The sequence below is a fragment of the Vibrio penaeicida genome (genome assembly GCF_019977755.1).
GTDB classification, from domain to species: domain Bacteria; phylum Pseudomonadota; class Gammaproteobacteria; order Enterobacterales; family Vibrionaceae; genus Vibrio; species Vibrio penaeicida.
Genome location: NZ_AP025144.1, coordinates 3,015,295 through 3,038,172, shown reverse-complemented (window position 1 = coordinate 3,038,172; position 22,878 = coordinate 3,015,295). Strand labels below are relative to the sequence as shown.

Here is a 22,878-nt window from a genome sequence, read left to right as displayed (position 1 = left end):
ACGCAGTTGACCAATAAGGATTCATAGATGAGCCTAAACTTTCTTGAATTTGAAAAGCCTATCGCTGAACTGGAAGCAAAAATTGAAGCATTGCGTGACGTATCTCGTCATGGCGGGGATGCTTCAGTTGATCTAGATAAAGAAATCAAACAACTTGAAGACAAAAGTTTAGAACTGAAAAAGAAAATCTTCAGCGATCTAGGCGCATGGCAGGTAGCTCAGCTAGCTCGTCACCCTCAGCGCCCTTATACACTGGATTACGTGGAAAACGTATTTACAGAGTTTGATGAGCTTGCTGGTGACCGCGCTTATGCAGATGATAAAGCCATCGTTGGTGGTATCGCTCGTTTAGAAGGACGTCCAGTGATGATCATTGGTCATCAAAAAGGGCGTGAGACAAAAGAAAAAGTGATCCGCAACTTTGGTATGCCAAAGCCTGAAGGTTACCGTAAAGCACTTCGCCTTATGGAAACAGCAGAGCGCTTCAAAATGCCAATCATCACGTTTATCGATACCGCGGGTGCATACCCAGGTGTTGGTGCCGAAGAGCGCGGGCAATCAGAAGCTATCGCTAAAAACCTAAAAGTGATGTCTGGTCTTAAAGTACCCGTCATTTGTAACGTTGTGGGTGAAGGTGGTTCTGGTGGTGCATTGGCTATTGGTGTCGGTGACTACGTGAACATGCTTCAATACTCAACATACGCTGTTATTTCACCGGAAGGTTGTGCTTCTATCTTATGGCGTGATTCAGATAAAGCACCTCAGGCCGCCGAAGCAATGGGTCTTGTTGCTCCTCGCCTTAAGGAATTGAAGCTGATCGATGAGATCATCGAAGAGCCTCTAGGTGGCGCACACCGCGACAAGCTAAAAATGGCTGAAAACATGAAGGCGATGCTTGTTAAGCAACTTGACGAGCTTGACCATCTTGATGAAGAAACCCTACTTGAGCGTCGTTACCAACGCTTAATGAGCTATGGTTATTGTTAAGAGCTACGGTTATTGCTAAGAACTACAGTTACTGGTTAATAAGCCATAGTTACTGTGAGTTAGCAGATTAAGGTAGAATAAAGCGAGCATTAGGCTCGCTTTTTTATTGGGACAAACGTGTTACAAAACGAATTCAACCAACAAATACTGAAACATACCTCACCTGAGACAACGATTATCCTTGCCTTAAGTGGTGGGATGGACTCACGCGTAATGCTGCATCTACTGAGTCACATGGTTGAATCTCATCACATCAAAACCAAAGCCGTTCATGTCCATCATGGCTTGAGCAGCAACGCTGATGACTGGCAAAAAAATTGTCAGGCTTGGTGTGAAAAAGCCAACGTTCCGTTTTTTGCTGAAAGAGTTGTGTTAGATATTGAATCGGGTAGGAGTGTCGAGGAATTGGCCCGCGAAGCAAGGTATGATGTTCTTCGTCGATACGTCGGTCATAATGATGTTCTGTTGACGGGGCAGCATATGAGCGATCAAACGGAAACGTTTCTGCTGGCCTTAAAACGAGGAAGTGGTCCAAAGGGTTTATCAGGTATGCCGCGCATTGCTTCATTTGGAGAAGGGGAGATTTTACGTCCTCTACTCAGTGTTTCTCGCCAAGATATCGAACAGTATGCCCTCGAACACAAACTGAGTTGGAATCATGATGAAAGCAATGATGACACTCAGTTTGATCGCAATTTCTTACGCCACCGAGTTGTCCCTGAGCTTGCTAACCGCTGGTCTGGTTTTGAAAAATCTGTTCAGCGAAGTGCTCAATTGTGCGCCGATCAACAAAATCTCCTTGAAGAGCTCTTGAGCCAGAATCTATCGGATGCTCTGTTTCATGATGGTAGCTTAAGCATTGGTAAGCTTTCTGAACAGAGTGAACTCGCCAGAGCGCAATTGATCCGAATGTGGCTTGAGTATTCTGGCGCCAAAATGCCGTCAAGAAAACAATTGCAGGTCATCTGGCAAAATGTGGCGTGCAGTCAAAAAGATGCCAATCCAAGTTTGTCTTTGCCATCTGGAGAAATACGCCGATATGACCATCGCCTTTATCTAGTGCCCCCTGAACATGATCTTTCTGATTGGTGTGAAGAGCTAAGCGTTGGGAAGACGTTGCTTCTTCCCTATACCCTTGGTGAATTAACACTGGGTACAAGCGACCTCAATACATCACAGGGCAACTCTGTTTCAGTAAGCTCGCTTTCACTGCGCCTTCCACTTCCATCAGAAAAAGTGACAGTGCACTTCTGTCCTCAAGGGCTCAGCGCCAAGCCTGTGGGTCGAAATGGCAGCCGAAAACTTAAAAAGCTCTTTCAAGAGTATGGCGTGCCGAGTTGGAAGCGCAGGCAAATACCTATTCTAATGTACGATGATAAAGTTGCTGCTGTTGCCAATCTATTTGTTACTCAAGGCTTTAATGCTTCGGATTGTGAACTTGTTTGGATCAGTTGATCGAAAAATGTGCCACAATTAGCGGAAACTATAACCCTAATAAATACATGGTGAAGCAATGAGAAACGTAACAATAGGATGTGCAATGGCATTCGCAATGGTGTTTAGTGGTGCCAGTGTCGCAGGAGATGCCAATGCTGGGAAAGCTAAAGCGGTGGTGTGTGCTGCTTGTCATGGTGCGGATGGTATTGCAGCAATTGATGGTTATCCGAATTTGAAAGGTCAGAACGAGAAGTATTTAGTCAGTTCTCTAAAAGCGTATAAAGCAAATCAACGCACTGGCGGCTTGGCGGCAGTAATGTCGGCGCAAGCAATGGGGCTCAGTGATCAAGATATTGATAACTTGGCTGCTTACTTTTCGAGCCTTAAATGAAATTCGAACACGATAGTGTGATCTTATGCCCAGTACTGACTTCAATACTGGGCATTTTTATTTTTATTAATAAAAGAAAAGGTATAAATAAAGGTAGGCAATAGAAAGTCACTATATTTTTTCCATCTATTGTAAGGAGCTCATTTCCAACTACACTGAAATGAGATGGTATCAAACTATACGGGCATAAAGGTTACTATCGAAAAACAATAACGGACAACAAGGAGTGTTGCCATGAATGTGAATTCGTCAGGACAAAAGCGCATTTCGACAGAACGCATTATTGCGCTGATTCTTATTGGCTATTTAGCTTTTCATTCACCTATCCTAACTCAAGCTCTTTCCCAAACTGTACTCAAGCTGATTCCAGCGACCATAATGGCACTAACCTATATTAGTGGGCTACTTGCTGTTGTTGGGCTATGGCGTCAAAGAACTTGGGGTTATCTACCTGTTCTCTTCTTTATTCCCTCGCTAACACTGTTTTCAGGTGTGCTGTCGTTTGATGGTAGTGGGCTGTTATTCCAAGATTTTGTTCTCATGTTGGTAAACATAGGCGTATTCTTATTTGCTGCTTGGGGATTAATGCAGAAAATGGACGCTGCTTAGACATTTGCTTATTGCCAAATTTTAGTGGCATACAGCTAAGCGTGGGCGGCAGGACGTAGCATCTTGAAATCACTTGGGTATAATGATCTGCAAACGAATACGTGAAGGGAAGACAATGAAAAAAATAGAAGCAATCATTAAGCCATTCAAGTTGGATGACGTTCGTGAAGCTCTGGCAGAAGTCGGTATCACAGGTATGACTGTATCTGAAGTAAAAGGATTTGGTCGTCAAAAAGGTCACACCGAGCTGTACCGTGGTGCGGAATATATGGTTGATTTTCTGCCTAAAGTAAAACTAGAAATAGTTGTCTCAGAAGACGTTGCAGATCAGTGTGTGGATACCATTATTGAAACGGCGCAGACGGGTAAAATCGGTGACGGTAAAATTTTCATCACGGATATTGAGCGTATTGTACGTATTCGTACTGGTGAAGAAGACGAAGACGCCATCTAAACCAAAATTAGTATTAAAGAAATGGAGCTTCGGCTCCATTTTTGTTTGAAGCTTAGTCGCGTTAGGTTTTAGGAGAAAACATGAGGAAGTGGTTACTCAGTGTGGTTGCGGGCTGCTTTTGTTTAGTGGGTATTTATGCCATTTTGTTCACTGTTCCGGAAAAGCCTATACTCATTTCCCTCGATGCGACCAGCCAGCGTACCGACCAATATTGCTATACCAATGCGAATACCACACCTTTAGATTCCGATGAGAGAATTCGTTTATTGGTGTGGAATATCTACAAACAAAATCGAGAAGGGTGGTCTCAAGCACTCGACCGCTTTTCGGAACATGCGAACTTAGTGCTACTGCAAGAAGCCAACCTGAATGCTGAATTTATTCAATGGCTGTCTAAGCATCGCTGGGCAAGTAGCCACGTGAGCGCTTTTAAGCTTTTTGATAGCAGTGCAGGTGTTTTGAATCTCGCCCCCAACTTCCCCATAAAAGCGTGTGCTTATACCCAAATAGAGCCGTGGCTCAGATTACCTAAATCAGCCTTATATTCCACTTATCCTTTGTCTAACGGTCAAACACTAGCGGTCGTGAACATTCATGCGGTTAATTTCACAATTGGTACAACGGAGTTTGAAGCGCAGATAGACGCTTTGAAAGTGGCAGTTGAGTCACACGAGGGGCCAATGATCATTGCTGGTGATTTCAATACTTGGAGCGAAGAACGAACCTTGGAGCTGAAAGAAAGAATGGCAGCATTGGAAATGGCTGAAGCAAAGTTTTCACCAGATGCACGGCTAGCGTTTATTACGGGATGGGCATTGGATCATGTGTATTACCGTGGATTAACGCTAGAAACAGCAGAGGCGCCCATTTCAGGCGCCTCTGACCACAATCCTATGTTGGTCACGCTTAAGCTAGTTAAACACAGCGATACCGACGAGCATAGCAAAGAATAAAAACCATGGAAGGATAGCAATCGCTAGTGCCTGTCCTTTATCAAACTCAGTCCAAGCCCCTAGAGCGGCATAGCCCAGTACAATGTACCAAGGCAGTAACAATGGGAAGGTGCTGGTAAAGATATACCAGTTATGATCAGGTGATAACTTGATCAGCCCATTCAAACTGTTCAGGTCAGCGGCGTAACTCACTATGTGCCCGTGATTAACTAAAAGGCTAATGTAGCTTGCTAGATCCCCTAAAACCGCAGGGAAAAGCATCACACAGCTTGCAGCGACCCACTTCCAATAACCCATTTTGTATTGGCTTTGCCTTGTTGCCAAAGAAAACCAAAAACCTAAAAGCAACACGGCAAAAATACGACCCATGACATCGAGCAACACCTCACCCGCTAAAAGCGTATCGCTGTTTAGCAAAGCTTGTTGGTCTTGTGGAATGGTCATGGTGGCGATGAGCTCGGACTTTAGCCATTCAAAATCGACGATATCGAAGTAGGCACCCCAAAACAGAAACGGCGTAATCAGCAGAAAGATGAAAGGTTGCCATCCCCATATCCCTTTTTGGTAAAGAGCTGCAAAGCATTGAGTTGGTGAACGGAAAATGTCGACCAACATCACCAATGAATTCTTAGAGGGGGTCATGCACTTACCTTCGTTACGTCAACATACAGCTTTAATTTTTGACCAGGCTGTAAGTATTTGGATTTATTCAAATCATTCCACTTCATAATATCGCCTGTTTTGACTTTGAACTTAGACGCAATACCGCTGATGGTGTCGCCAGATCGCACCTTATAGAACACTGGGCGGATGATTGCACCTTCGTTGGAGTTTTTCCAAACAACCAGTTTCTGACCAATACGCAATGTATCGCGTGGTCCCATACCATTCCATTTTGCGAGAGATTGATGTGAAACTTTGTGTTTTTTGGCAATTGACCAAAGGTTGTCGCCTGATACGACTGTGTGGCTAAATTTGTATTTTCCACGAGCTTTGGACTGTGTTTTTGCTAATCGGTTATCAGCACTGAGCGCGTAAATGGTGTCGTTTTTTGTCGACGTAGGAATCATCAGATTCTGACCAACCCAAATGCTTGTGCTTGAAAGCTCGTTTGCCGCTTGAATGACTTTTGTCGTCGTGCTGTATTTTTTAGCGAGCACGCTTAAAGTGTCACCGGATTTCACTTGGTGGCGAACCAATTTCATACCTTTACCGCGATTTTGCGATATTTTTTGGTTGAACTGCTCTACTTTCTCAACGGGAATCAATAAATGGTGCGGTCCTGATGGAGCCGTTGCCCATTGGTTGTAAGCCGGGTTATAGCCTTGAAGTTCAGCCACACTCAAGCCTGCATAATTTGCGGCAATGGCTAAATCCAATTGTTCTTTAGGGTTTACTTGTGCTAGCACCGGTTGGTTCGCAATAGCCGGGATATTGATACCGTATTTTTCTTGGTTAGCGACGATGTCTGCTAGTGCAAGCAGTTTAGGTACGTACCCACTGGTTTCTTTTGGTAGAGACAGTGAAAAGAAATCGATAGGTTTGTTGGCTTTCTTGTTCTTTCGGATGGCACTCGATACTCTGCCACCACCACTATTGTATGCGGCAATGGCGTGATTCCAGTTACCCTCAAAGCGTCGATTCAAGTTTTCTAAGTAATTCAGAGCGGCATCGGTAGCCTCAGTAACATCACGTCTACCATCGTACCAATAGTTTTGCTCTAGTCCGTACATTTTTCCGGTAGCTGGAACAAACTGCCATAAGCCCGCTGCACTGCCATGAGAGTAGGCAAATGGGTCAAATGAACTTTCTACTACAGGCAACAGAGCGAGCTCCAAAGGTAAGCCGCGTTCTTCAATTTTTTCTGTAATTAGAAATAGAAATGGTTCTGCTCTTTGTGCGACCGTTTGTAAATGTCGAGGGTGTTTTAGGTACCATGTACGATAGTAATCGACAGTTTTATGGTCTGGGATAGGCATTTCAAGCTGCATGGCGATTCGTTGCCAAACATCAAGCTGACTTTGAGGAGTGACTACCGGTGTTTCTTTTGCCGTGGTGTTGCTAACAGGTTTGCTTGCCGACGGTGTAGAAGTCGAAGTAACTTTAGTTTCCTTTTGGTTACTTTCCGGTGATGTTTGATTGGGTGTTTCCGACGACGTTAGCTGACAACCTGTCAAAAATAACGCCAACACCCAACTGTACTGTACTCTCATTGATGCAGCCTTTTAATTAAATGGCTGCTGATAATACTTGTCTCTCTATCTAGGTGACAAGCATCAAATCGTTAAAATTCGTTCTTCCACTCACGAAGTGCCGAAAAGACTGCAAGTGGTGACGTATCTTGAGTGCGATGAGACACGGCCTTGATCACACTTTCTTCTTGAATGCGAAGAAACGGGTTTGTCCGCATTTCTTGGCTTATGGTGGTTGGGATTGTTGGCAAATTTTGTGCTCTTAGACGATTGACTTCATCGCGATAGATATGGAGTTCAGGGCTATCAGGTTCGACAGCGAGCGCGAAAGAAACATTGGATGAAGTGTATTCATGGGCACAATACACTTTGGTTTCTTGAGCCAGAGCAGACAGTTTGTTAACTGATTCAAACATTTGAGCAAAAGTGCCTTCAAAAACTCGACCACAACCTGCGGCGAACAGGACGTCACCACAGAACAATTTACCGTCGCCGACATAACCAATATGACCTAAAGTGTGTCCAGGTAGATCTAAAACGAGAAACCTTTCTCCAAATAGTTCGATTTGGTCGCCTTCTTTAACTGGTGTCGTTAGGGTAGGGATGGGTTCATCGGCAGGACCGACGACTTTACAATTTGGAAAAGCCCTTATGAGGTCTGATACACCACCAATATGATCGCCATGATGGTGTGTAATTAGAATGGCTTCCAGTTCAAGCTCATGAGTTTTTAGGTGCTCCAATACTGGAGACGCATCGCCTGGGTCGACAACCGCACAACGCTGATCGTTATTTTGGATGAGCCAGATGTAATTGTCGCTAAATGCAGGTATGCTTTTGATGGTTAACATATTTGGAACTCCAGTCCCCAGATATTTAGACGGATTATTATGAAGCCAGCTCGCACATCACGCAAATTAGAACAGCCACATTCTTGGGAACAGCTCAAAAATGGTCAGTGGGTATCAGAAACTATCCAAATGAGGCTAGATGAATGGTGTCCCAAGTTGTTTGGTTACCATATGCTCAAGCTCGGTGGCTTAAGTTGTGAGCTAAGTAGCTCTAACTGCAACATACAGCACCAAGTACTACTGGATGTCGAAAACCCACTCCATAACGTCATAGCCGATGCATACGATCTGCCTTTTCTTGAGAAGAGTTTTGACGCAGTGCTGATGGCGCACCAACTTGATTACTGTAATGACCCCCACCGACTACTGCGTGAAATAGACAGAGTAATGATTGACGATGGTTACTTAATCATAACGGGGTTTAATCCTATAAGCGTGACAGGATTATCGAGTTTGATGCCATGGCGAAAGAACAACTTACCTTGGAGTGGGAGAATGTTTACTCCCAACCGAATCCGTGACTGGTTAGGATTATTGAACTATCAGGTCGTTCATTTAGACAATTACGCACTATTGCCATTTGAGCGCTATCAACCTTTATGGACTTGGACTGAGAACGCACTAGGTAATTTCGCGAACCCATTTGGTAGCCTTTATTTTATCGTCGCTCGTAAACGCACCTATCCTCTTAAACCCATTAAGCCCCATTGGCGATTTAAGCGTAACTTATCGCCAATAGGAGTGAATTATCGAGTTTCTTCTCGGGAAACCAAGTCGTCTTAGGCTGTGGGAGTCTAAGTAATCTGAGTTTGATTAAGAGGTTAACTAGCTTGGTAGCCGGTATCTTCTTCGGTAGGTGATTCTGCAGCGGCGCGGGCAAGTTCATCACATATTTCGTTTTCTCTATGACCAGCGTGTCCTTTTACCCAGCGCCAATCCACATCATGACGAGCGGTTTCTTTGTCGAGCTCTTGCCATAAGTCGGCATTTTTCACGGGCTTTTTGTCAGCCGTTTTCCATCCTCGCTTTTTCCAATTATGGATCCACTGAGTGATGCCTTGTCTGACATACTGACTGTCTGTAGTCAAAATCACATTACAGGGTTCTTTAAGCGACTTCAGCGCAACAACCGCTGCCATCATTTCCATGCGGTTATTTGTGGTGAGGTGGTATCCTTTAGAAAGGTTTTTTTCAGTTTGCTTGTATCTGAGTACAATGCCATAACCGCCTGGTCCGGGATTACCTAGGCAGGAGCCATCTGTGAAAACTTCAACTTGTTTCGCCATGATTTGATACTATTACTCGATATTGCGAAATGAATTCATTGAACATAGTCTGACACATATCCTTATGAATACCAGCAACAATTCTGCGCACCAGAGAATCGTGGTGCTCGATACCGAAACAACCGGTATGAACCGAGAAACCGGTCCACACTACATGGGTCATCGCATCATCGAAATCGGTGCGGTAGAGATCATGAATCGTAAGCTCACTGGTCGACATTTTCATGTGTACTTGAAACCCGATATGTTAATCCAGCCCGACGCCATATTGGTCCATGGTATTACGGATGAGTTTTTGGTTGATAAACCTGAATATCGAGATGTCCATAAAGAATTTCTAGAATTCATTGATGGTGCAGAGCTGGTGGCTCATAACGCGCCCTTCGATGTCGGCTTTATGGATCATGAATTTAAGATGCTCGATCCATCAATCGGGAAAACTGAGCAATACTGTAAAGTAACCGATACCCTTGCCATGGCGAAGAAAATCTTCCCCGGCAAGCGGAACAACCTCGATATCTTGTGTGAGCGATATGGAATAGATAACTCTCACCGTACGCTCCACGGGGCATTACTCGATGCCGAAATCCTAGCAGACGTATACCTGTTAATGACAGGCGGTCAAACCACACTTAAGTTTAATAGTGGAGATCAGAACAGCGATGGATCGGGAGAAGCGATCAAACGGGTAGCGGCTGGTAGAAAGTCGCTTAAAGTTATTCGCGCATCAGCCGATGAAGTAGAAGCGCATGGTGCGCGTCTTGATATTGTAGAAAAAGCTGGCGCTTGCCTCTGGCGTCAATAGGAGAGTGTATGTGGCGGATTTTGATTCCCTTATTGTTGGTGTTTGCAGCTGGTGTAAGCAGCGAAGAATCAGAATCCTCAATTCGACTCTTAGACAACCGCTTTAGGGTCGATCCCTCTATTTCTCAAGCGTCCTTCATTATTTATCGCAAGCGTAACAGCCAATCTGTCGTCCTTGTAAGACCGGATGGCAAGAAATACTACGCTTGGAGCCATCCAGAAAACGTACGTTGGTATGAAGAGTCTGGTATGGACATCATTTCAATTGATGACCCAATGCCAGGACCGTGGCAAGCCGTCGGTAAAGTGCACCCCAGCAACAACATTAAAATTCTTTCAAACCTCAAGCTGAGTGTGGATCGTTTCCCACAGCGCCTTTATATGGGCGAAAGCACGAAGTTTACTGCTCAGTTAAGGCACGATGATAAGCCACTGATACTAAGAGATTTCTTGGACAGAGTGAACCTTAAAGTTACCTTTACGAAGTATGTAGAAAATGAAGCTTCGCTAAGCTCAGATGCTAGACCAAAACCTCAAGTTATGGGGGAATTTGAAGATGATGGGCAAGGGCTGGATGAGTACCCTGGAGATGGTGTGTTTACCGTAGAACTACCTATCCAAATTGAGCCTGGAAAATATCGAGCGCGCATCACATCTGGGAATGGAATCTTTCTTCGGTCGATTGAGCAGACAATTTTGGTGTATCCGACCCCATTGTCGGCGGAATTCATGCAAGCGCGAAGTGAAACAATGAACCATTCCATTACCGTGACGGGTGAAGAAGGGGCTATCAAGCCTGGATCTATTGCCGTCAGTATCGAGCAAACGACACCTGAAGGCAAAGAAATGATCACTCAAGGGCAATCGGATGAAGATAGCCTGAAAGCGTATTTTGGTTTGCCTAACGCTGCTATGCCCGGTAAACACACTTGGTCGGGAATTGCTTTCGCTACAGAGGCAGCAACGGAGCGAGAACTCGTTTTTCGTTTTGCAGAACAGTCTTTCAGTGTGGTGGAAAAGGTAGACGTGGAAGCTTCCATGCAAGCATTCAAGCAAGCTCAAGATGAGAAACGCATGCTTGAAGAGCAAGCCATTCGTGAGCAAGAGAGAGAAGATGAACGCTTCAAAGGGATGATGATCATTATGATCGGAAACCTTATTGCGATTATTCTGGGAATTGTTGTTTGGTTTGTTGTTCGCAAGATTAAGATGAAGAAAGCACAAATGCCAGAGATGCAGCTTTCAATGCCGCCTAAAGGTTAGCGGTAAACCTAGAGAATAAAAAAACGGGCTCGATTGAGCCCGTTTTTCGTTGAACGGTTTTGATTAGTTCAATTTTAGATTACGAATATCGAAGCCGTCACTAATTGCGCTATAACCTTGTTGGTAAGACGGAATCTTATGCGTTCTGTCTACAAAGCGGATTGCACGAAGCTTACAGCTTGAGTACTTGTCGTCGTTAAACGTTTTGTTGATTTTATGGTTGGTGATCAGCAAGTTATCAGGGAAAGTCGTTTCTAATGTTTCCCAGTTAAGCACGGTTTCGTTGTCTTGTTCACAAGCTAGAAGGACTTTCGTCAAACCTTGCTCTGCGAATCGTTGGAAATCCCAGTTATTACCTGTAAACTCATCCAGTGACAAAGTCTTGTTCTGAACATCACAACCTGAGTAAACACCATTGTATGCAAGGTTCAGTGTCACGACACCACCTTTACCCACAGAATAGTAATTCTTGTGATGGAAGATATTTTGTGGAACATAACGGAATGGTTCACTTTCTGCGCGGTAGCCCGGCTTGTTGACCACAAAGTTACCTAAGCTTTCATCAATACTTAGATCACATGATTCTGGTGTAACTGTTGGTTTGCCCGTCGACGTTAAACACTCTTTCTGAAGTTCAGGGTCATTCGGGTGGAACATCTGACATGCCACTTCAAATGGGTTTGCCATTGTTTCATCAGACACCACTTTTGTTACCAAGATACCGTAAGAGTCTGGGTGACCCGTATCTTTCAAGCTAATAGGCGTATAGAAACGATCAGCCTTGAAGGTGATTTTTGCGGATTTGAACCCGTCATTTTGAGCTTCACTTGATGCATAAAGCTTGTTGAAGCTTACATTTCCGCCAGCGGTGAAATTGCTGGTTAACTTAATGCGATCCCCTTTTCTGGCGATAAAGTTGTTTGTGAATGCCCAGTGGGTTGTTCCGTTAGCAATGCGTCCAGTGGCTGGATCATAGGTGTTCGAAACACGAACCTGATATACACGACCGTGTTGGCCTGTTGTCAGGTTAATCGCGTTTTGGTAGGCACGAGAATGCACGTATGCCCCTTTATTGAACGCCCCAAATCCAACGGCTAAACGCTGTTCGGTTCTATCCAAAGATTGTGAACCTTCAACGTTGTTGGAGCCATTGTTGTCTTCAAGTAGGTTGTCGTCGTCTTTTACAGAAATCGAGAAAGAATCCGAAGGCAGTGTGAAAGTGTGACCCACTGGGCTGCCATTTTGACCAATACCTGTATCGGAATGGTTAAACACTTGGGTCAGTGTATAGACGTCATCCAAACCATTCACTGTTGGCGTGATTGGAAGGTAGGATGTATGGCTATCATGCTCAATTTCAGCAATACCGGATACGGATACACTTTCAATTTCACCAGCCGTTGTTGTGACAAGCTCACGGTACGCAGCATCGGGATTTATGCTAGTACTGTAGTTACGTTTTTGGTAATCCACATCTAACTCGTAGGTCGCACCAGGAACGGTAGGTAAGAAGCTTTCAATGATGACGGTTGAAGCCTGACGACCAGAGAAGTCTAGTGGGTAGTTTGTCCCGTCAACATAAATCGAAGTACCGCGCTGACAGTGGTAGTTGCCAGAGTCTAACTCGGACGTGTGTCCAGCGGTGAACTGACTGCCGTAAGTACGATGTGTACCCACTTCAAGTCTTGCCGGGCAATACTCTTCAACAAGCTCACGAATCTTATCCACACCGACACTGGTTTTCAACGTTTCGAAACTCTCATCGCTTAGAAGTTTGCGCAGAGTACGCTCAGTCCAGCTAACTTGAAACAGTATTTCGCGTCCTTCAACAAATGTCGCTTTATCATCTTCAATAACAGGCTGACCATTGTTGTCAAATTCAACCAATCCCCAAGAGCCACGATCATACTGATCCGTAAAATCGTTGAAATCTTGAATCAATTGCTTATTTGTTGGAACGGTAGCACGAGACAAAACACGCATTGACCGTGGGTGAGAGAAATCAAGATTACGACCGTTGTATGCACGAACATTTTTCATATCTTCGTTGTTCGTGTCTTTAGTGAATACCGCTAAACGGTTGTAAGACAAGTTATCCCAGTCACTCAACATAACTGCCAAGCCTTCAGGTGCAATAACATCTACTTGATGTCCCCGAATGTAGTAGGGCAGTGAGTAACCCGAACGTTGACCTGCTTTCAAGCAGTATTCAGCGCCTGTTTGACGGCTAACGATACAGGCTTCATCCGGCTTCGCGGTGCTGACTACTCTCATTGAGCGAGGGTTAGAAAAGTCGAGGTAACGCCCATTACGAGCTAAAACGTGTTCCATCGCTTCGTTGTGAGTATGGCGTTCAAATACCGCTAATCGGTTGTAGGAAAGGTTATCCCAGTCACTGAGCATCACACCTAAACCTTCAGGTGCAATTACATCAACATCATGACCACGGATGTAAGATGGCAACGAGTAGCCAGATCGCTGACCTGCTTCTAAACAGTATTTTGCGCCTGTATCACGGCTAACAATACAGGCTTTTGCTGGTTCAGCTGCGCCTGCTGTTGCGATCATTGGCGTTTGGATGCCTACACCTAATATGATGGTGGACAGCAGTATTGGAGTCTTTTGCATTATTCTCTTCCCTCTGAGAGCTAATGAAATCAATAAACAACTTTCGTTTTAAAATGAAATTATTTAAGTGTTCGCTTATTTAGGTAATTATTTTTATTAAATTAACAAGTCGGTATTTTTGCATTTATTAAAAAAATAGAGTCGAGCATAAAAATGCATAAATAGTAAATAACGAGTTAATAGTGTGATTCGCCTGAATTCAGGCTGCTCACTGATATGTAAATTTTTGTCGAGGTGATTGTTAATTACTTGGAGGAAGATCTCAATTGCCCGTTTGTACTATTTTTGAGACTAGAGCGTTTGTCTTAAGTTTGAGAGGGTTTGTGGGAAGGCTAAGTAATTGTTTAGCTAAGTATTAGATGAATCCTAGTTCACCTAATACTTAGCTGAGGGAAAGAAACTATGCGACTTCATCCATTTTAGAAGACATATGAGGGTTTGCTGCAAGAGCATTGAAGTCGAAATCATCAACGTTGATGGTTTCTAACCTTAGCTTCTCGGCCAATACCAATAAATTAGCCTCTTCTTGAGAAAGAATATTATTTTCAATTCCTATATTTGCTATTTTATCTAGTTGCGTAAATGGTTTTCTTTTCTCAATTGCTTTGCATACTTTATTAAATAAAGGCTCCGCTTCCAAAATTATTTCCAACGCATATTCTAACTTACCCGCAGGGTTATTTTCTGTTGGAATTAAATATTGGTTACGACCTATTCTAGAACGTGTTTCACTTGGCACTTGAAGGATTGCTGCTACTTTGTGATCCAAGTTATCTGAAGGTGACTTTCTGATTCGACCAAAAGGTAGAATGATGACTCGGAGCATTTTTCCTAGCCAAGGGCTTGGGAAGTTCGCGAGGAACTCATCAATAGCGATTTCTGTTTGGATCAAGCTGTCTTGCATTCCCCATTCCAGTAATGGCAAATCTTCCGTTTTCTTTCCTTCATTTTCGAAACGCTTTAAGGTTGCGCTTGCCAAATAGAGTTGGCTCAGAATATCACCTAAACGTGCACTTAAGCGCTCTTTTCGTTTTAGCGAACCACCCAGAACAGCCATGGAAATATCGGATAACAATGCCATATTCGCGCTGTAGCGATTAAGCTGTTGGTAGTAACGACGAGTTTTGTCGCTGGTTGGGCTGTCTGAGCCTCTGCCATCTGTAACACCAAGCCAGAAGCTACGCACTAAATTACTCATGGTAAAGCCAATGTGTCCCATCAGTGCCTTATCAAATTTAGCTAACGCGTCTGGCTTATCTGAATGTGCGGCATTCATCTCTTCTAAAACATAAGGGTGACAACGAATCGCTCCCTGACCATAAATGATCATCGAACGTGTCAGAATATTTGCACCTTCAACCGTGACGGCGATGGGCGAACCTTGATAACCACGAGCCAAAAAGTTAGATGGACCTAGGCAGATACCTTTACCGCCGACAATGTCCATGGCGTCGATGATGCTTTGCTGCCCTCGGTGAGTACAGTGGTATTTCACAATAGCGGAAATAACCGATGGTTTCTGCCCCATGTCGATCCCAGCAACTGTAAGACTGCTCGCGGCATCCATAACGTAAGCGTTACCTGCAAGGCGCGCTAAAGGTTCTTCTATTCCTTCCATGTGACCAATAGGTTGCTTGAATTGGCGACGAATTCGAGCGTACGCCCCAGTTGCTAACGCTGCCGTTTTGATCCCACCGGTTGAATTTGAAGGTAACGTAATACCGCGACCGACACTTAAGCATTCAACCAGCATACGCCAACCTTGTCCTGCCATTTTTGGACCGCCGATAATGAAATCGAGTGGCACAAAGACATCGTTACCTTTGGTTGGACCGTTCTGGAATGGAACATTCAATGGGAAATGCCTACGACCGATCTCAACACCATCAATATTGGTAGGGATCAACGCACAAGTAATACCAAGATCTTGCTTTTCACCTAATAGCCCATCTGGGTCTTGTAGCTTGAATGCTAAACCCAAAACGGTGGCGACAGGTGCCAAAGTAATATAACGCTTATTCCATGTTAGGCGCATTCCCAACACTTCTTTTCCTTCCCATTCACCCTTGCAAACTACGCCATAGTCAGGGATGGATCCAGCATCCGAGCCAGCTTCTGGGCTCGTCAAAGCAAAACAAGGGATCTCTTTGCCGACCGCTAGTCTTGGTAAGTAATGGTTTTTTTGTTCTTCGGTACCATAGTGCTGAAGTAGCTCACCAGGACCTAAAGAGTTAGGTACGCCAACCGTGGAAGAAAGTACACCCGAGACGCCCGTGAGCTTCTGCAATACCAAAGATTGGGCATAGGCAGAAAATTCCAAACCGCCATATTGCTTTTTAATGATCATGGCGAAGAATTTGTGATCTTTAAGGTATTGCCAAACTTCTTGAGGAAGATCGGCAAGTTCATGAGTGACCTGATGATCACTTGTCATCGCACACACTTCATTCACCGGGCCATCAAGGAATTCTTGTTCTTCTTTTGTCAGAGTGGGTTTTTTAATGGATTGAAGTTGACGCCAGTCTGGCTTGCCTTTAAACAGCTCCGCTTCCCACCATACCGTACCTGCGTCCAGTGCTTCTTTTTCTGTTTGAGACATGGCAGGAAGAACTTTTTTAAAAAACTGAAGCGCTTTAGCACTGAACAGGGATTGTCTTACTGCTGGAATCGCTACGATGGCACTCAACACGATAAATACAATCCAACTTGTTCCTTCGGTCCAGCCTAGAACAGTTGTTCCGATTAGTGCAGCACCAATCATAAGCAGAGAAACAGCGAGCGACGTTCGATGATAGAGCACTAGCCCGACGGCTAGTACCAACGTAATTGTAGAGAGCAAGATATCCATAATTATTATCCTTTTAATTGGCAGTCTACTGCCTTATTCAGATAAGAGGTCATACCAGTTAATATGGATTGTAACTTAGATGTTACTGACTTGTAAAACTGTTATTTGTTCAAGATTTGATCGCGATCCGGTGTGCGAGCAACCAGTTTTATTTCAAGCGACAAATTCTCACTACAATTGAGAGGATTCTGCTCTCTGCTATCGACACGAAATTAATAATCGGTAAAATTTAGGGGGAAGGTAATCGGAACTCCCATTCCTCAATTTTTTGGGGATATATACTCAAAATGTTTGAGTTTAGGAAAGGGGTGGCTCTCCACATTGGAAGGCTGAAAGCAAACAACTATTCAGAGAAAACCATGTACCAAGACCTAATAAAAAATGAACTGCAAGAAGCTGCCGACGTACTGAACGCATTTTTAAGTGATGATGCAAACATCAAACAGATAGAAAGTGCTGCTAAATTAATCGCCGACTCTTTCAAACAAGGTGGAAAAGTCCTGTCATGTGGAAATGGGGGCTCGCATTGTGATGCAATGCACTTTGCGGAAGAATTAACAGGGCGATATCGTGAAAACCGCCCAGGCTACCCTGGTATCGCGATTTCAGATCCAAGCCACCTTTCTTGTGTGAGCAACGATTTCGGTTATGAATCGGTGTTTTCGCGTTATGTAGAAGCGGTAGGTTCAAAAGGCGACGTGTTGTTTGGTCTTTCAACGTCTGGTAATTCGGGCAATATTTTGAAAGCCATTGAGGCTGCAAAAGCAAAAGGAATGAAAACCATTGCCTTAACGGGTAAAGATGGTGGAAAGATGGCTGGTTTGGCTGATATAGAAATCAGAGTACCTCATTTTGGTTACGCTGATCGAATTCAAGAAATTCATATAAAAATTATTCATATCGTTATTCAGCTAATCGAAAAAGAAATGGAATAAAGGAGTACCAGTACTTATGTGCGAATTGCTCGGAATGAGCGCCAATGTGCCAACAGACATTTGTTTCAGCTTTACAGGGCTAATGCAAAGAGGCGGAAATACGGGACCACACCGTGATGGGTGGGGAATCACGTTTTACGAAGGGAAAGGGTTTAGGACGTTTAAGGACCCAAACCCGAGCTGCAAGTCTAAAATTGCTGAACTGGTGCAGAATTATCCGATCAAAAGTAAAGCCGTCATTAGCCATATTCGGCAAGCCAATCGAGGGGGAGTGAATTTAGAAAATACTCACCCTTTTACACGAGAGCTTTGGGGGCGTTACTGGACTTTTGCACACAATGGGCAGTTGAGTGGGTACGAAAAATTAAAAACAGGTTTCATTCGACCTGTTGGGCAAACAGACAGTGAATTGTCATTTTGTTGGCTACTCAATCGCTTGCAAGACCGTTATCCAGAGCCGCCGCAAGACATGGTTGGCATGTTTAAGTTTGTAGCCGAGTGCTGCGATGAACTGAGAGAGCTCGGCGTGTTTAACATGTTGCTCAGTGATGGTGAGTATGTGATGACCTATTGCACGAATCACCTGTATTGGATAACAAGACGCGCACCGTTTGGTAAAGCAAGCCTTATCGATGAAGATGTCACCATTGATTTTCAGAAAGAAACGACACCAAATGACGTTGTTTCTGTCATCGCAACTCAGCCGTTAACCGACAATGAGGCATGGCACCGCATGAAGCCGGGAGAGTTTAATATCTTCCATTTTGGTGAAAGCATTGACGGAAACCACGATGAGCTTGAGCACGTCCCGTTCGCAGAAGCGAAACCAAAATCACAAGCTCCAACAGAACCATTAGAATAATCGATTTTAAATCCCACTTACTTCGGTGGGATTTTTTATCGCATCTCTTCATTCTTCTCTTTTTCATTCTTCTCCAAAATCAAATCCAAGCAATCAAAGAAGGTCTGCGTGGCTCCAGAGTAGAGCTCATCAACAGCAGAGAAGTGATTTTTATTCGGTAGCACAACCTTGCGACCAGCCATGCCGTTTGAATGTATGTATTCAAGAAAAACATCGGTTTGTCTTTGAAATTCATCGCTTTCATTTTTTCCTACATAAAGGTGGAAGTCGACGGGTTCAACAGCGTCGCAATGGATAGGGCTTGTCTCTTTTAACTGTGTTGAATCGAGCTTCAACCGATCGCGCATCACGATAGATAACGGCTCTAAATCGTAGAGACCTGAAAAGCCAATAACGGTTTGAAAAATATTGCGAGGCAACACTGGATCTATCGTCGACCAATTAGTCAGCCCCGCCATGGCAGCAAGGTGTGCGCCTGCGGAATGACCTACTACGGTTATCGCATTTGGGTCTATGCCGTGTTCTTCTGCTGCGAGAAACAAGGCACGAATACCTTTGCGACACGATTCGATGATCTCACTTATAGGGACATCAGGGGCTTGAGGGTAGTTTAAGTTAGCCACCGCAACACCGGACTGAGTAAAAGAGTTGGCGACTTTGATGTAGATTTCTTTATCCGTGTATTGCCAATAGCCTCCATGAATATGGATAAGTAAGGGGATTTTCTTGCTCTTTTGTTTTGGAATAAACAAATCCAATGAATGATGATAAGAAGATGACCCGAATACCATTTCTGTTTTCTCGCAGTCAGGTGAGGGCTGGGTATTGACCCAATTACGAATGATTTGTGGTGCATCTGGTGCAGTCAAAAACGTGTAATACTGATCAAAGAGCGCGGTTTTTGTGTAGCGATGAAAAACAATCTCATTCGATAGAGGCTCACGTACAATTGCTGCTTCTAGCGCCACCGTGTCGTGTTCAATTAATGCCACCTCACCAATATTTCCTGCTAGTTTGAATCTGAGTAACTTATCTATTTCGTCAGCATTGCTATAGAAATCATCAAGTGCTTTTAGAAAAATCGTTAACGTTTTGATGGATGATCGATTCACGCCATAGGATTGAAACTTTGCGTTGATTTTAGTAGCAAGAACGTCAAGGGTTTCTATTGTATTTTTAGAGTTTTCTTCTGACACGTAATCTATGAAAATTTCATTATTTTCAATGCTTTCTATCGGTATTTTGCGATTTATAGATGTGATTTTCATGGCTGCTCTCCTTGCATTTTAGTATGGCAAACTATCAAGCGATTAGGCAAAAAAGCCCAAGTTTTCTGTTGTAGTGAAATGCGTCTCTTATGCACTGCAAATCTCCATATGCACACAAGATCCCTGCGATTTTTTCTAGAAATTCCCTCTAACCTTCAAAGTCCTTGATTGGAAATATAATTCTTCAAATTCTATAAAAACAGCATAACAACACAGATCACATTTACTTTAAGTATATATATTTTAAGCTTGAAGTATTTTTGTGAATTGTATACTTTTTGATCAAATCATCAAGGCAAGGAGCACAAAAATGAGAGTCGCTTGTATCGGAGGTGGGCCAGGAGGCCTGTATTTCGCAATATCAATGAAACTACGCAACCCTGAATCAGAAGTGGTCATTTTTGAGCGGCATCGTGCTGATGATACGTTTGGCTGGGGAGTCGTATTTTCAGCGGAAACACTAGACAACTTCGCACAAAACGATCCGTCAAGCGCAGAAGCGATAAGAGAAAACTTTGCTTATTGGGATGACATTGCTTTGGTCCGAAACGACGAAAAAATTGTTTCCACTGGTCATGGGTTTTGTGGAATAGGGCGTTTAAGGCTACTGAACATTTTGCAAAAAAGGGCAGAGGAACTTGGTATTGAAATTCGTTACGCCACTGAAGCATGTCCTGCCGAGGAATTAGCGAAGGAATATGATCTTGTCGTGGCTTCTGATGGCTTGAACTCCAAAACAAGACAAGCGCACGAAGCGGAATTCAAACCTAATGTGGAAATGAGACCCTGCAAATTTGTTTGGCTAGGTACCCCACAAAAGTTTGATGATGCATTTACGTTTATTTTTGTGGAAACCGATAAAGGTTGGGTTTGGGCACACGCCTATCAATTTGACGATGAGATGGCGACGTTCATCGTCGAGTGTGATGAAGAGACATGGCAAAACTATGGCTTTGGAGAGTTGAGCCAGCAAGAATCTATCGAAGTTTGTCAGGACATTTTCAAAGACCACCTATCCGGTCAGCCTCTCATTACCAATGCTAACCATATCCGAGGCTCAGCATGGATCAACTTCCCACGCTTACTGTGCGAAAAATGGAGCTTTAACAATATTGTCTTAATGGGGGATGCCTCTGCGTCGGCGCATTTCTCCATTGGCTCTGGCACGAAATTGGCGATGGAAAGCGCCATTGCCCTAGCTACTTATTTGAATCAAGAAGACTCCATCCAAGATGCGTTCGAGCTGTATGAAAGTGAACGTCGAGAGCAAGTGCTGCGGATTCAATCGGCCGCGATCAATTCTTTAGAGTGGTTTGAACACGTCCATCGTTATTTAGGATTTGATTTAGAGCAATTGAACTACTCCATGTTGACCCGCTCACAGCGAATTGGGCATGAAAATCTGAGAATGAGAGATCCGAATTGGCTAGCGGATGCAGAAGCTTGGTTCTGCAAACAGGCTGGTGGCACTGATTCAGATGGCGTTCGATCCCCTATGTTTACCCCGTTTTCTCTGCGTGACTTGGAATTGGTGAACCGCATAGTGGTTTCCCCTATTGCTCAATACAAAAGCAGCGAAGGGCACATTAGTGACTGGCACTTAATTCATTACGGTGAGAGGGCCAAAGGTGGTGCGGGTTTGGTGTGCACAGAAATGGTGTCTGTGTCTGAAGAGGGGCGTCCCACTCTCGGCTGTGCAGGGCTTTATCACGACTCCCAAATAGAAGGTTGGAACAGGGTTAACCGATTTGTTCATAAAGAAACTCAAGCGGCAACCTGTTGTCAGTTAGGACACGCAGGTGCTCGCGCGGCAACTCAATTGCCTTGGGAAGCGGAAAACCAACCATTAAACAAAGGAGGTTGGCCACTGAAATCAGCCTCTAACGTGCCATGGTCTCCTAGCAGTGAAACGCCAGACCCGCTTTCTGAACATGACATGGATACCGTGTGTGAGCAGTTTGTTCTCGCCGCAAGAAGGGCGGAGCGCGCTGGGTTCGACATGCTGGAAATTCACGCGGGTCATGGTGGTTTATTGGCGTCATTCATATCACCGCTCACCAACTTACGGGATGACCAATTTGGTCGCCAATCACTTGAAAATCGAATGAGGTTTCCGCTTCGAGTTGTCACAGCGGTCAGGCAAGCGTGGCCAAGGAAAAAACCGATGTCTGTTCGTATTTCTGCCAGTGACTGGTCTGGCGACAAGGGGGTGACACCCGATGAAGCCGTGGACATTTCCGCCATGTTTAAAAAAGTAGGCGTCGATATCATTGTGGTTTCATCCGGTGAAACCACGTCTTCGGTCACGCCAAGGTACGGTCGCCTATACCAAACGCCTTTTGCCGATCAAATACGCAATGAAGCCGATATCAGTACCATGGCCGTCGGGAATATCTACGAAGCTGACCATGTGAATTCCATCTTGCTCGCAGGTCGTGCCGATCTCGTGGCGATAGGTCGTCCCCATTTGTCGGATCCTTATTGGACGAATAGACAAGCCGCGCAAATACAAGACAAAGAGCAGGCATGGCCAAGCCCGTATCAAACTGGTAAAGAACAGCTTCAGCATTTAGTAAACAGAGAATTAGCAAACACCGGTTTGCCGAAAAGAGAGTCTTAAGCGCATGAGTGAATTGAAAAAGTCAATAATGAATACCGATGAACAAAAATCGAAGTCGCGTCTTCGGTTATGGCTCAGGATCCTCGGTGTTAGTCAATCTGTTCAGTCGGAGCTTCGGCAGAAATTCCGAGTAGAGTTTAATTCAACGCTTCCTCGATTTGATGTGTTAGCCACGCTGGCACGTTACGACGAAGGAATGAAAATGAGCGACTTATCCAAAGCGTTACGAGTTTCTGGCGGTAATGTGACGGGCATTATCGATAGGCTGATAGAAGACGAGTTCGTTGAAAGATCGGTGATGCCAAACGATCGCAGAGCCTCTTGTGTGTCGCTAACGGAATTGGGTCGGAAAGAATTTGAAGTTCAAGCGAAAGCCCATGAAACGTGGGTGAACGATCTTTTGATTTCATTGGATGACGAGTCGCTCGACACCTTGTGTCAGCAACTCGACGACATCATTCATCATACCGTCAAAGATTAGGGCAATAGA

The 22,878-nt window shown here is 44.3% G+C and carries 19 protein-coding genes and 1 pseudogene; 13 read left to right on the top strand and 7 right to left on the bottom strand.

The genetic code is table 11. From position 1 onward, the window contains the following. Positions 1 to 27 precede the first annotated feature (27 nt). The 6 genes from accA (at position 28) to LDO37_RS13565 (ending at position 4,831) form a co-directional block, all read left to right on the top strand. Positions 28 to 987, top strand: a complete 960-nt coding sequence (accA, locus tag LDO37_RS13590) for an acetyl-CoA carboxylase carboxyl transferase subunit alpha (RefSeq protein WP_101110623.1) — start codon at positions 28 to 30, stop codon at positions 985 to 987. A 117-nt stretch (positions 988 to 1,104) separates the two neighbouring features. Beyond that, complete coding sequence (gene tilS, locus LDO37_RS13585) at positions 1,105 to 2,442, top strand: tRNA lysidine(34) synthetase TilS (RefSeq protein WP_185829684.1); 1,338 nt, start codon at positions 1,105 to 1,107, stop codon at positions 2,440 to 2,442. A 58-nt stretch (positions 2,443 to 2,500) separates the two neighbouring features. Then, positions 2,501 to 2,815 carry a c-type cytochrome gene (locus LDO37_RS13580; RefSeq protein ID WP_126605812.1) on the top strand — a complete coding sequence of 105 codons (315 nt, stop codon included), beginning with the start codon at positions 2,501 to 2,503 and terminating at the stop codon, positions 2,813 to 2,815. 234 nt (positions 2,816 to 3,049) lie between these two features. Then, entirely contained in the window at positions 3,050 to 3,424 is a 375-nt protein-coding gene (locus tag LDO37_RS13575) for a hypothetical protein (protein ID WP_101110621.1), read from the top strand. A 115-nt stretch (positions 3,425 to 3,539) separates the two neighbouring features. Continuing rightward, positions 3,540 to 3,878, top strand: coding sequence for a nitrogen regulatory protein P-II (gene glnB / locus LDO37_RS13570; protein ID WP_101110620.1), 339 nt, complete (start codon positions 3,540 to 3,542; stop codon positions 3,876 to 3,878). Positions 3,879 to 3,958: 80 nt separating this feature from the next. After that, positions 3,959 to 4,831 carry an endonuclease/exonuclease/phosphatase family protein gene (locus LDO37_RS13565; protein WP_126605811.1) on the top strand — a complete coding sequence of 291 codons (873 nt, stop codon included), beginning with the start codon at positions 3,959 to 3,961 and terminating at the stop codon, positions 4,829 to 4,831. Here LDO37_RS13565 and LDO37_RS13560 read toward each other — a convergent pair. From LDO37_RS13560 to gloB, 3 genes and pseudogenes are all read right to left on the bottom strand, one after another. Next, complete coding sequence (locus LDO37_RS13560; RefSeq protein ID WP_126605810.1) at positions 4,790 to 5,473, bottom strand: YIP1 family protein; 684 nt, start codon at positions 5,471 to 5,473, stop codon at positions 4,790 to 4,792. The genes LDO37_RS13565 and LDO37_RS13560 overlap by 42 nt on opposite strands. Further along, a pseudogene (locus LDO37_RS13555) lies at positions 5,470 to 6,879 on the bottom strand (LysM peptidoglycan-binding domain-containing protein); the annotation flags it as partial. The gene LDO37_RS13560 and the pseudogene LDO37_RS13555, both read right to left, overlap by 4 nt. 236 nt (positions 6,880 to 7,115) lie before the next feature. Beyond that, positions 7,116 to 7,874, bottom strand: a complete 759-nt coding sequence (gene gloB, locus LDO37_RS13550; RefSeq protein WP_126605808.1) for a hydroxyacylglutathione hydrolase — start codon at positions 7,872 to 7,874, stop codon at positions 7,116 to 7,118. A 39-nt stretch (positions 7,875 to 7,913) separates the two neighbouring features. Here gloB and LDO37_RS13545 point away from each other — a divergent pair, with 39 nt between their 5' ends. Further along, positions 7,914 to 8,657 (top strand): class I SAM-dependent methyltransferase, encoded by a 744-nt coding sequence (locus tag LDO37_RS13545; RefSeq protein WP_126605807.1) that lies wholly within the window; start codon positions 7,914 to 7,916, stop codon positions 8,655 to 8,657. A 38-nt stretch (positions 8,658 to 8,695) separates the two neighbouring features. On the opposite strand, the gene rnhA is transcribed toward LDO37_RS13545, so the two are convergent. Beyond that, entirely contained in the window at positions 8,696 to 9,160 is a 465-nt protein-coding gene (gene rnhA / locus LDO37_RS13540; protein WP_126605806.1) for a ribonuclease HI, read from the bottom strand. A gap of 64 nt (positions 9,161 to 9,224) precedes the next feature. Between rnhA and dnaQ the strand changes: the two genes are divergently transcribed. Together dnaQ and LDO37_RS13530 are read left to right on the top strand one after the other, a co-directional pair. After that, positions 9,225 to 9,965 (top strand): DNA polymerase III subunit epsilon, encoded by a 741-nt coding sequence (gene dnaQ / locus LDO37_RS13535; RefSeq protein ID WP_101110613.1) that lies wholly within the window; start codon positions 9,225 to 9,227, stop codon positions 9,963 to 9,965. A gap of 8 nt (positions 9,966 to 9,973) precedes the next feature. After that, on the top strand, positions 9,974 to 11,227 hold the full coding sequence (locus LDO37_RS13530) for a TIGR03503 family protein (protein WP_126605805.1): 1,254 nt from the start codon (positions 9,974 to 9,976) through the stop codon (positions 11,225 to 11,227). Positions 11,228 to 11,290: 63 nt separating this feature from the next. Here LDO37_RS13530 and LDO37_RS13525 read toward each other — a convergent pair whose 3' ends face one another. Beyond that, entirely contained in the window at positions 11,291 to 13,855 is a 2,565-nt protein-coding gene (locus LDO37_RS13525; protein WP_126605804.1) for a hemolysin, read from the bottom strand. Positions 13,856 to 14,255: 400 nt separating this feature from the next. Next, on the bottom strand, positions 14,256 to 16,703 hold the full coding sequence (gene fadE / locus LDO37_RS13520; protein ID WP_126606837.1) for an acyl-CoA dehydrogenase FadE: 2,448 nt from the start codon (positions 16,701 to 16,703) through the stop codon (positions 14,256 to 14,258). Positions 16,704 to 17,062: 359 nt separating this feature from the next. Here fadE and lpcA point away from each other — a divergent pair, with 359 nt between their 5' ends. Both lpcA and LDO37_RS13510 read left to right on the top strand, forming a co-directional pair. After that, positions 17,063 to 17,638, top strand: a complete 576-nt coding sequence (lpcA, locus tag LDO37_RS13515; protein WP_101115729.1) for a D-sedoheptulose 7-phosphate isomerase — start codon at positions 17,063 to 17,065, stop codon at positions 17,636 to 17,638. A 16-nt stretch (positions 17,639 to 17,654) separates the two neighbouring features. Further along, entirely contained in the window at positions 17,655 to 18,500 is an 846-nt protein-coding gene (locus LDO37_RS13510; protein WP_126606838.1) for a class II glutamine amidotransferase, read from the top strand. 35 nt (positions 18,501 to 18,535) lie between these two features. Here the strand turns inward: LDO37_RS13510 and LDO37_RS13505 are convergent, their stop codons facing one another. Next, complete coding sequence (locus LDO37_RS13505) at positions 18,536 to 19,768, bottom strand: alpha/beta hydrolase (RefSeq protein ID WP_126606839.1); 1,233 nt, start codon at positions 19,766 to 19,768, stop codon at positions 18,536 to 18,538. A 310-nt stretch (positions 19,769 to 20,078) separates the two neighbouring features. Here LDO37_RS13505 and LDO37_RS13500 point away from each other — a divergent pair, with 310 nt between their 5' ends. Beyond that, positions 20,079 to 22,388: a bifunctional salicylyl-CoA 5-hydroxylase/oxidoreductase gene (locus tag LDO37_RS13500; RefSeq protein ID WP_126608745.1), complete on the top strand. Its 2,310-nt coding sequence runs from the start codon at positions 20,079 to 20,081 to the stop codon at positions 22,386 to 22,388. A gap of 4 nt (positions 22,389 to 22,392) precedes the next feature. Then, positions 22,393 to 22,869 carry a MarR family winged helix-turn-helix transcriptional regulator gene (locus LDO37_RS13495; RefSeq protein ID WP_221768563.1) on the top strand — a complete coding sequence of 159 codons (477 nt, stop codon included), beginning with the start codon at positions 22,393 to 22,395 and terminating at the stop codon, positions 22,867 to 22,869. Positions 22,870 to 22,878: the final 9 nt, after the last annotated feature.

Coding starts and splice junctions, on each gene's coding strand:
- LDO37_RS13580 (WP_126605812.1), top strand. CDS start 2,501: ATGAGAAACGTAACAATAGGATGTGCAATGGCATTCGCAATGGTGTTT.
- LDO37_RS13495 (WP_221768563.1), top strand. CDS start 22,393: ATGAGTGAATTGAAAAAGTCAATAATGAATACCGATGAACAAAAATCG.
- LDO37_RS13575 (WP_101110621.1), top strand. CDS start 3,050: ATGAATGTGAATTCGTCAGGACAAAAGCGCATTTCGACAGAACGCATT.
- glnB (WP_101110620.1), top strand. CDS start 3,540: ATGAAAAAAATAGAAGCAATCATTAAGCCATTCAAGTTGGATGACGTT.
- LDO37_RS13510 (WP_126606838.1), top strand. CDS start 17,655: ATGTGCGAATTGCTCGGAATGAGCGCCAATGTGCCAACAGACATTTGT.
- LDO37_RS13505 (WP_126606839.1), bottom strand. CDS start 19,768: ATGAAAATCACATCTATAAATCGCAAAATACCGATAGAAAGCATTGAA.
- LDO37_RS13560 (WP_126605810.1), bottom strand. CDS start 5,473: ATGACCCCCTCTAAGAATTCATTGGTGATGTTGGTCGACATTTTCCGT.
- gloB (WP_126605808.1), bottom strand. CDS start 7,874: ATGTTAACCATCAAAAGCATACCTGCATTTAGCGACAATTACATCTGG.
- rnhA (WP_126605806.1), bottom strand. CDS start 9,160: ATGGCGAAACAAGTTGAAGTTTTCACAGATGGCTCCTGCCTAGGTAAT.
- LDO37_RS13500 (WP_126608745.1), top strand. CDS start 20,079: ATGAGAGTCGCTTGTATCGGAGGTGGGCCAGGAGGCCTGTATTTCGCA.
- fadE (WP_126606837.1), bottom strand. CDS start 16,703: ATGGATATCTTGCTCTCTACAATTACGTTGGTACTAGCCGTCGGGCTA.
- LDO37_RS13525 (WP_126605804.1), bottom strand. CDS start 13,855: ATGCAAAAGACTCCAATACTGCTGTCCACCATCATATTAGGTGTAGGC.
- accA (WP_101110623.1), top strand. CDS start 28: ATGAGCCTAAACTTTCTTGAATTTGAAAAGCCTATCGCTGAACTGGAA.
- LDO37_RS13530 (WP_126605805.1), top strand. CDS start 9,974: ATGTGGCGGATTTTGATTCCCTTATTGTTGGTGTTTGCAGCTGGTGTA.
- dnaQ (WP_101110613.1), top strand. CDS start 9,225: ATGAATACCAGCAACAATTCTGCGCACCAGAGAATCGTGGTGCTCGAT.
- lpcA (WP_101115729.1), top strand. CDS start 17,063: ATGTACCAAGACCTAATAAAAAATGAACTGCAAGAAGCTGCCGACGTA.
- LDO37_RS13565 (WP_126605811.1), top strand. CDS start 3,959: ATGAGGAAGTGGTTACTCAGTGTGGTTGCGGGCTGCTTTTGTTTAGTG.
- LDO37_RS13545 (WP_126605807.1), top strand. CDS start 7,914: ATGAAGCCAGCTCGCACATCACGCAAATTAGAACAGCCACATTCTTGG.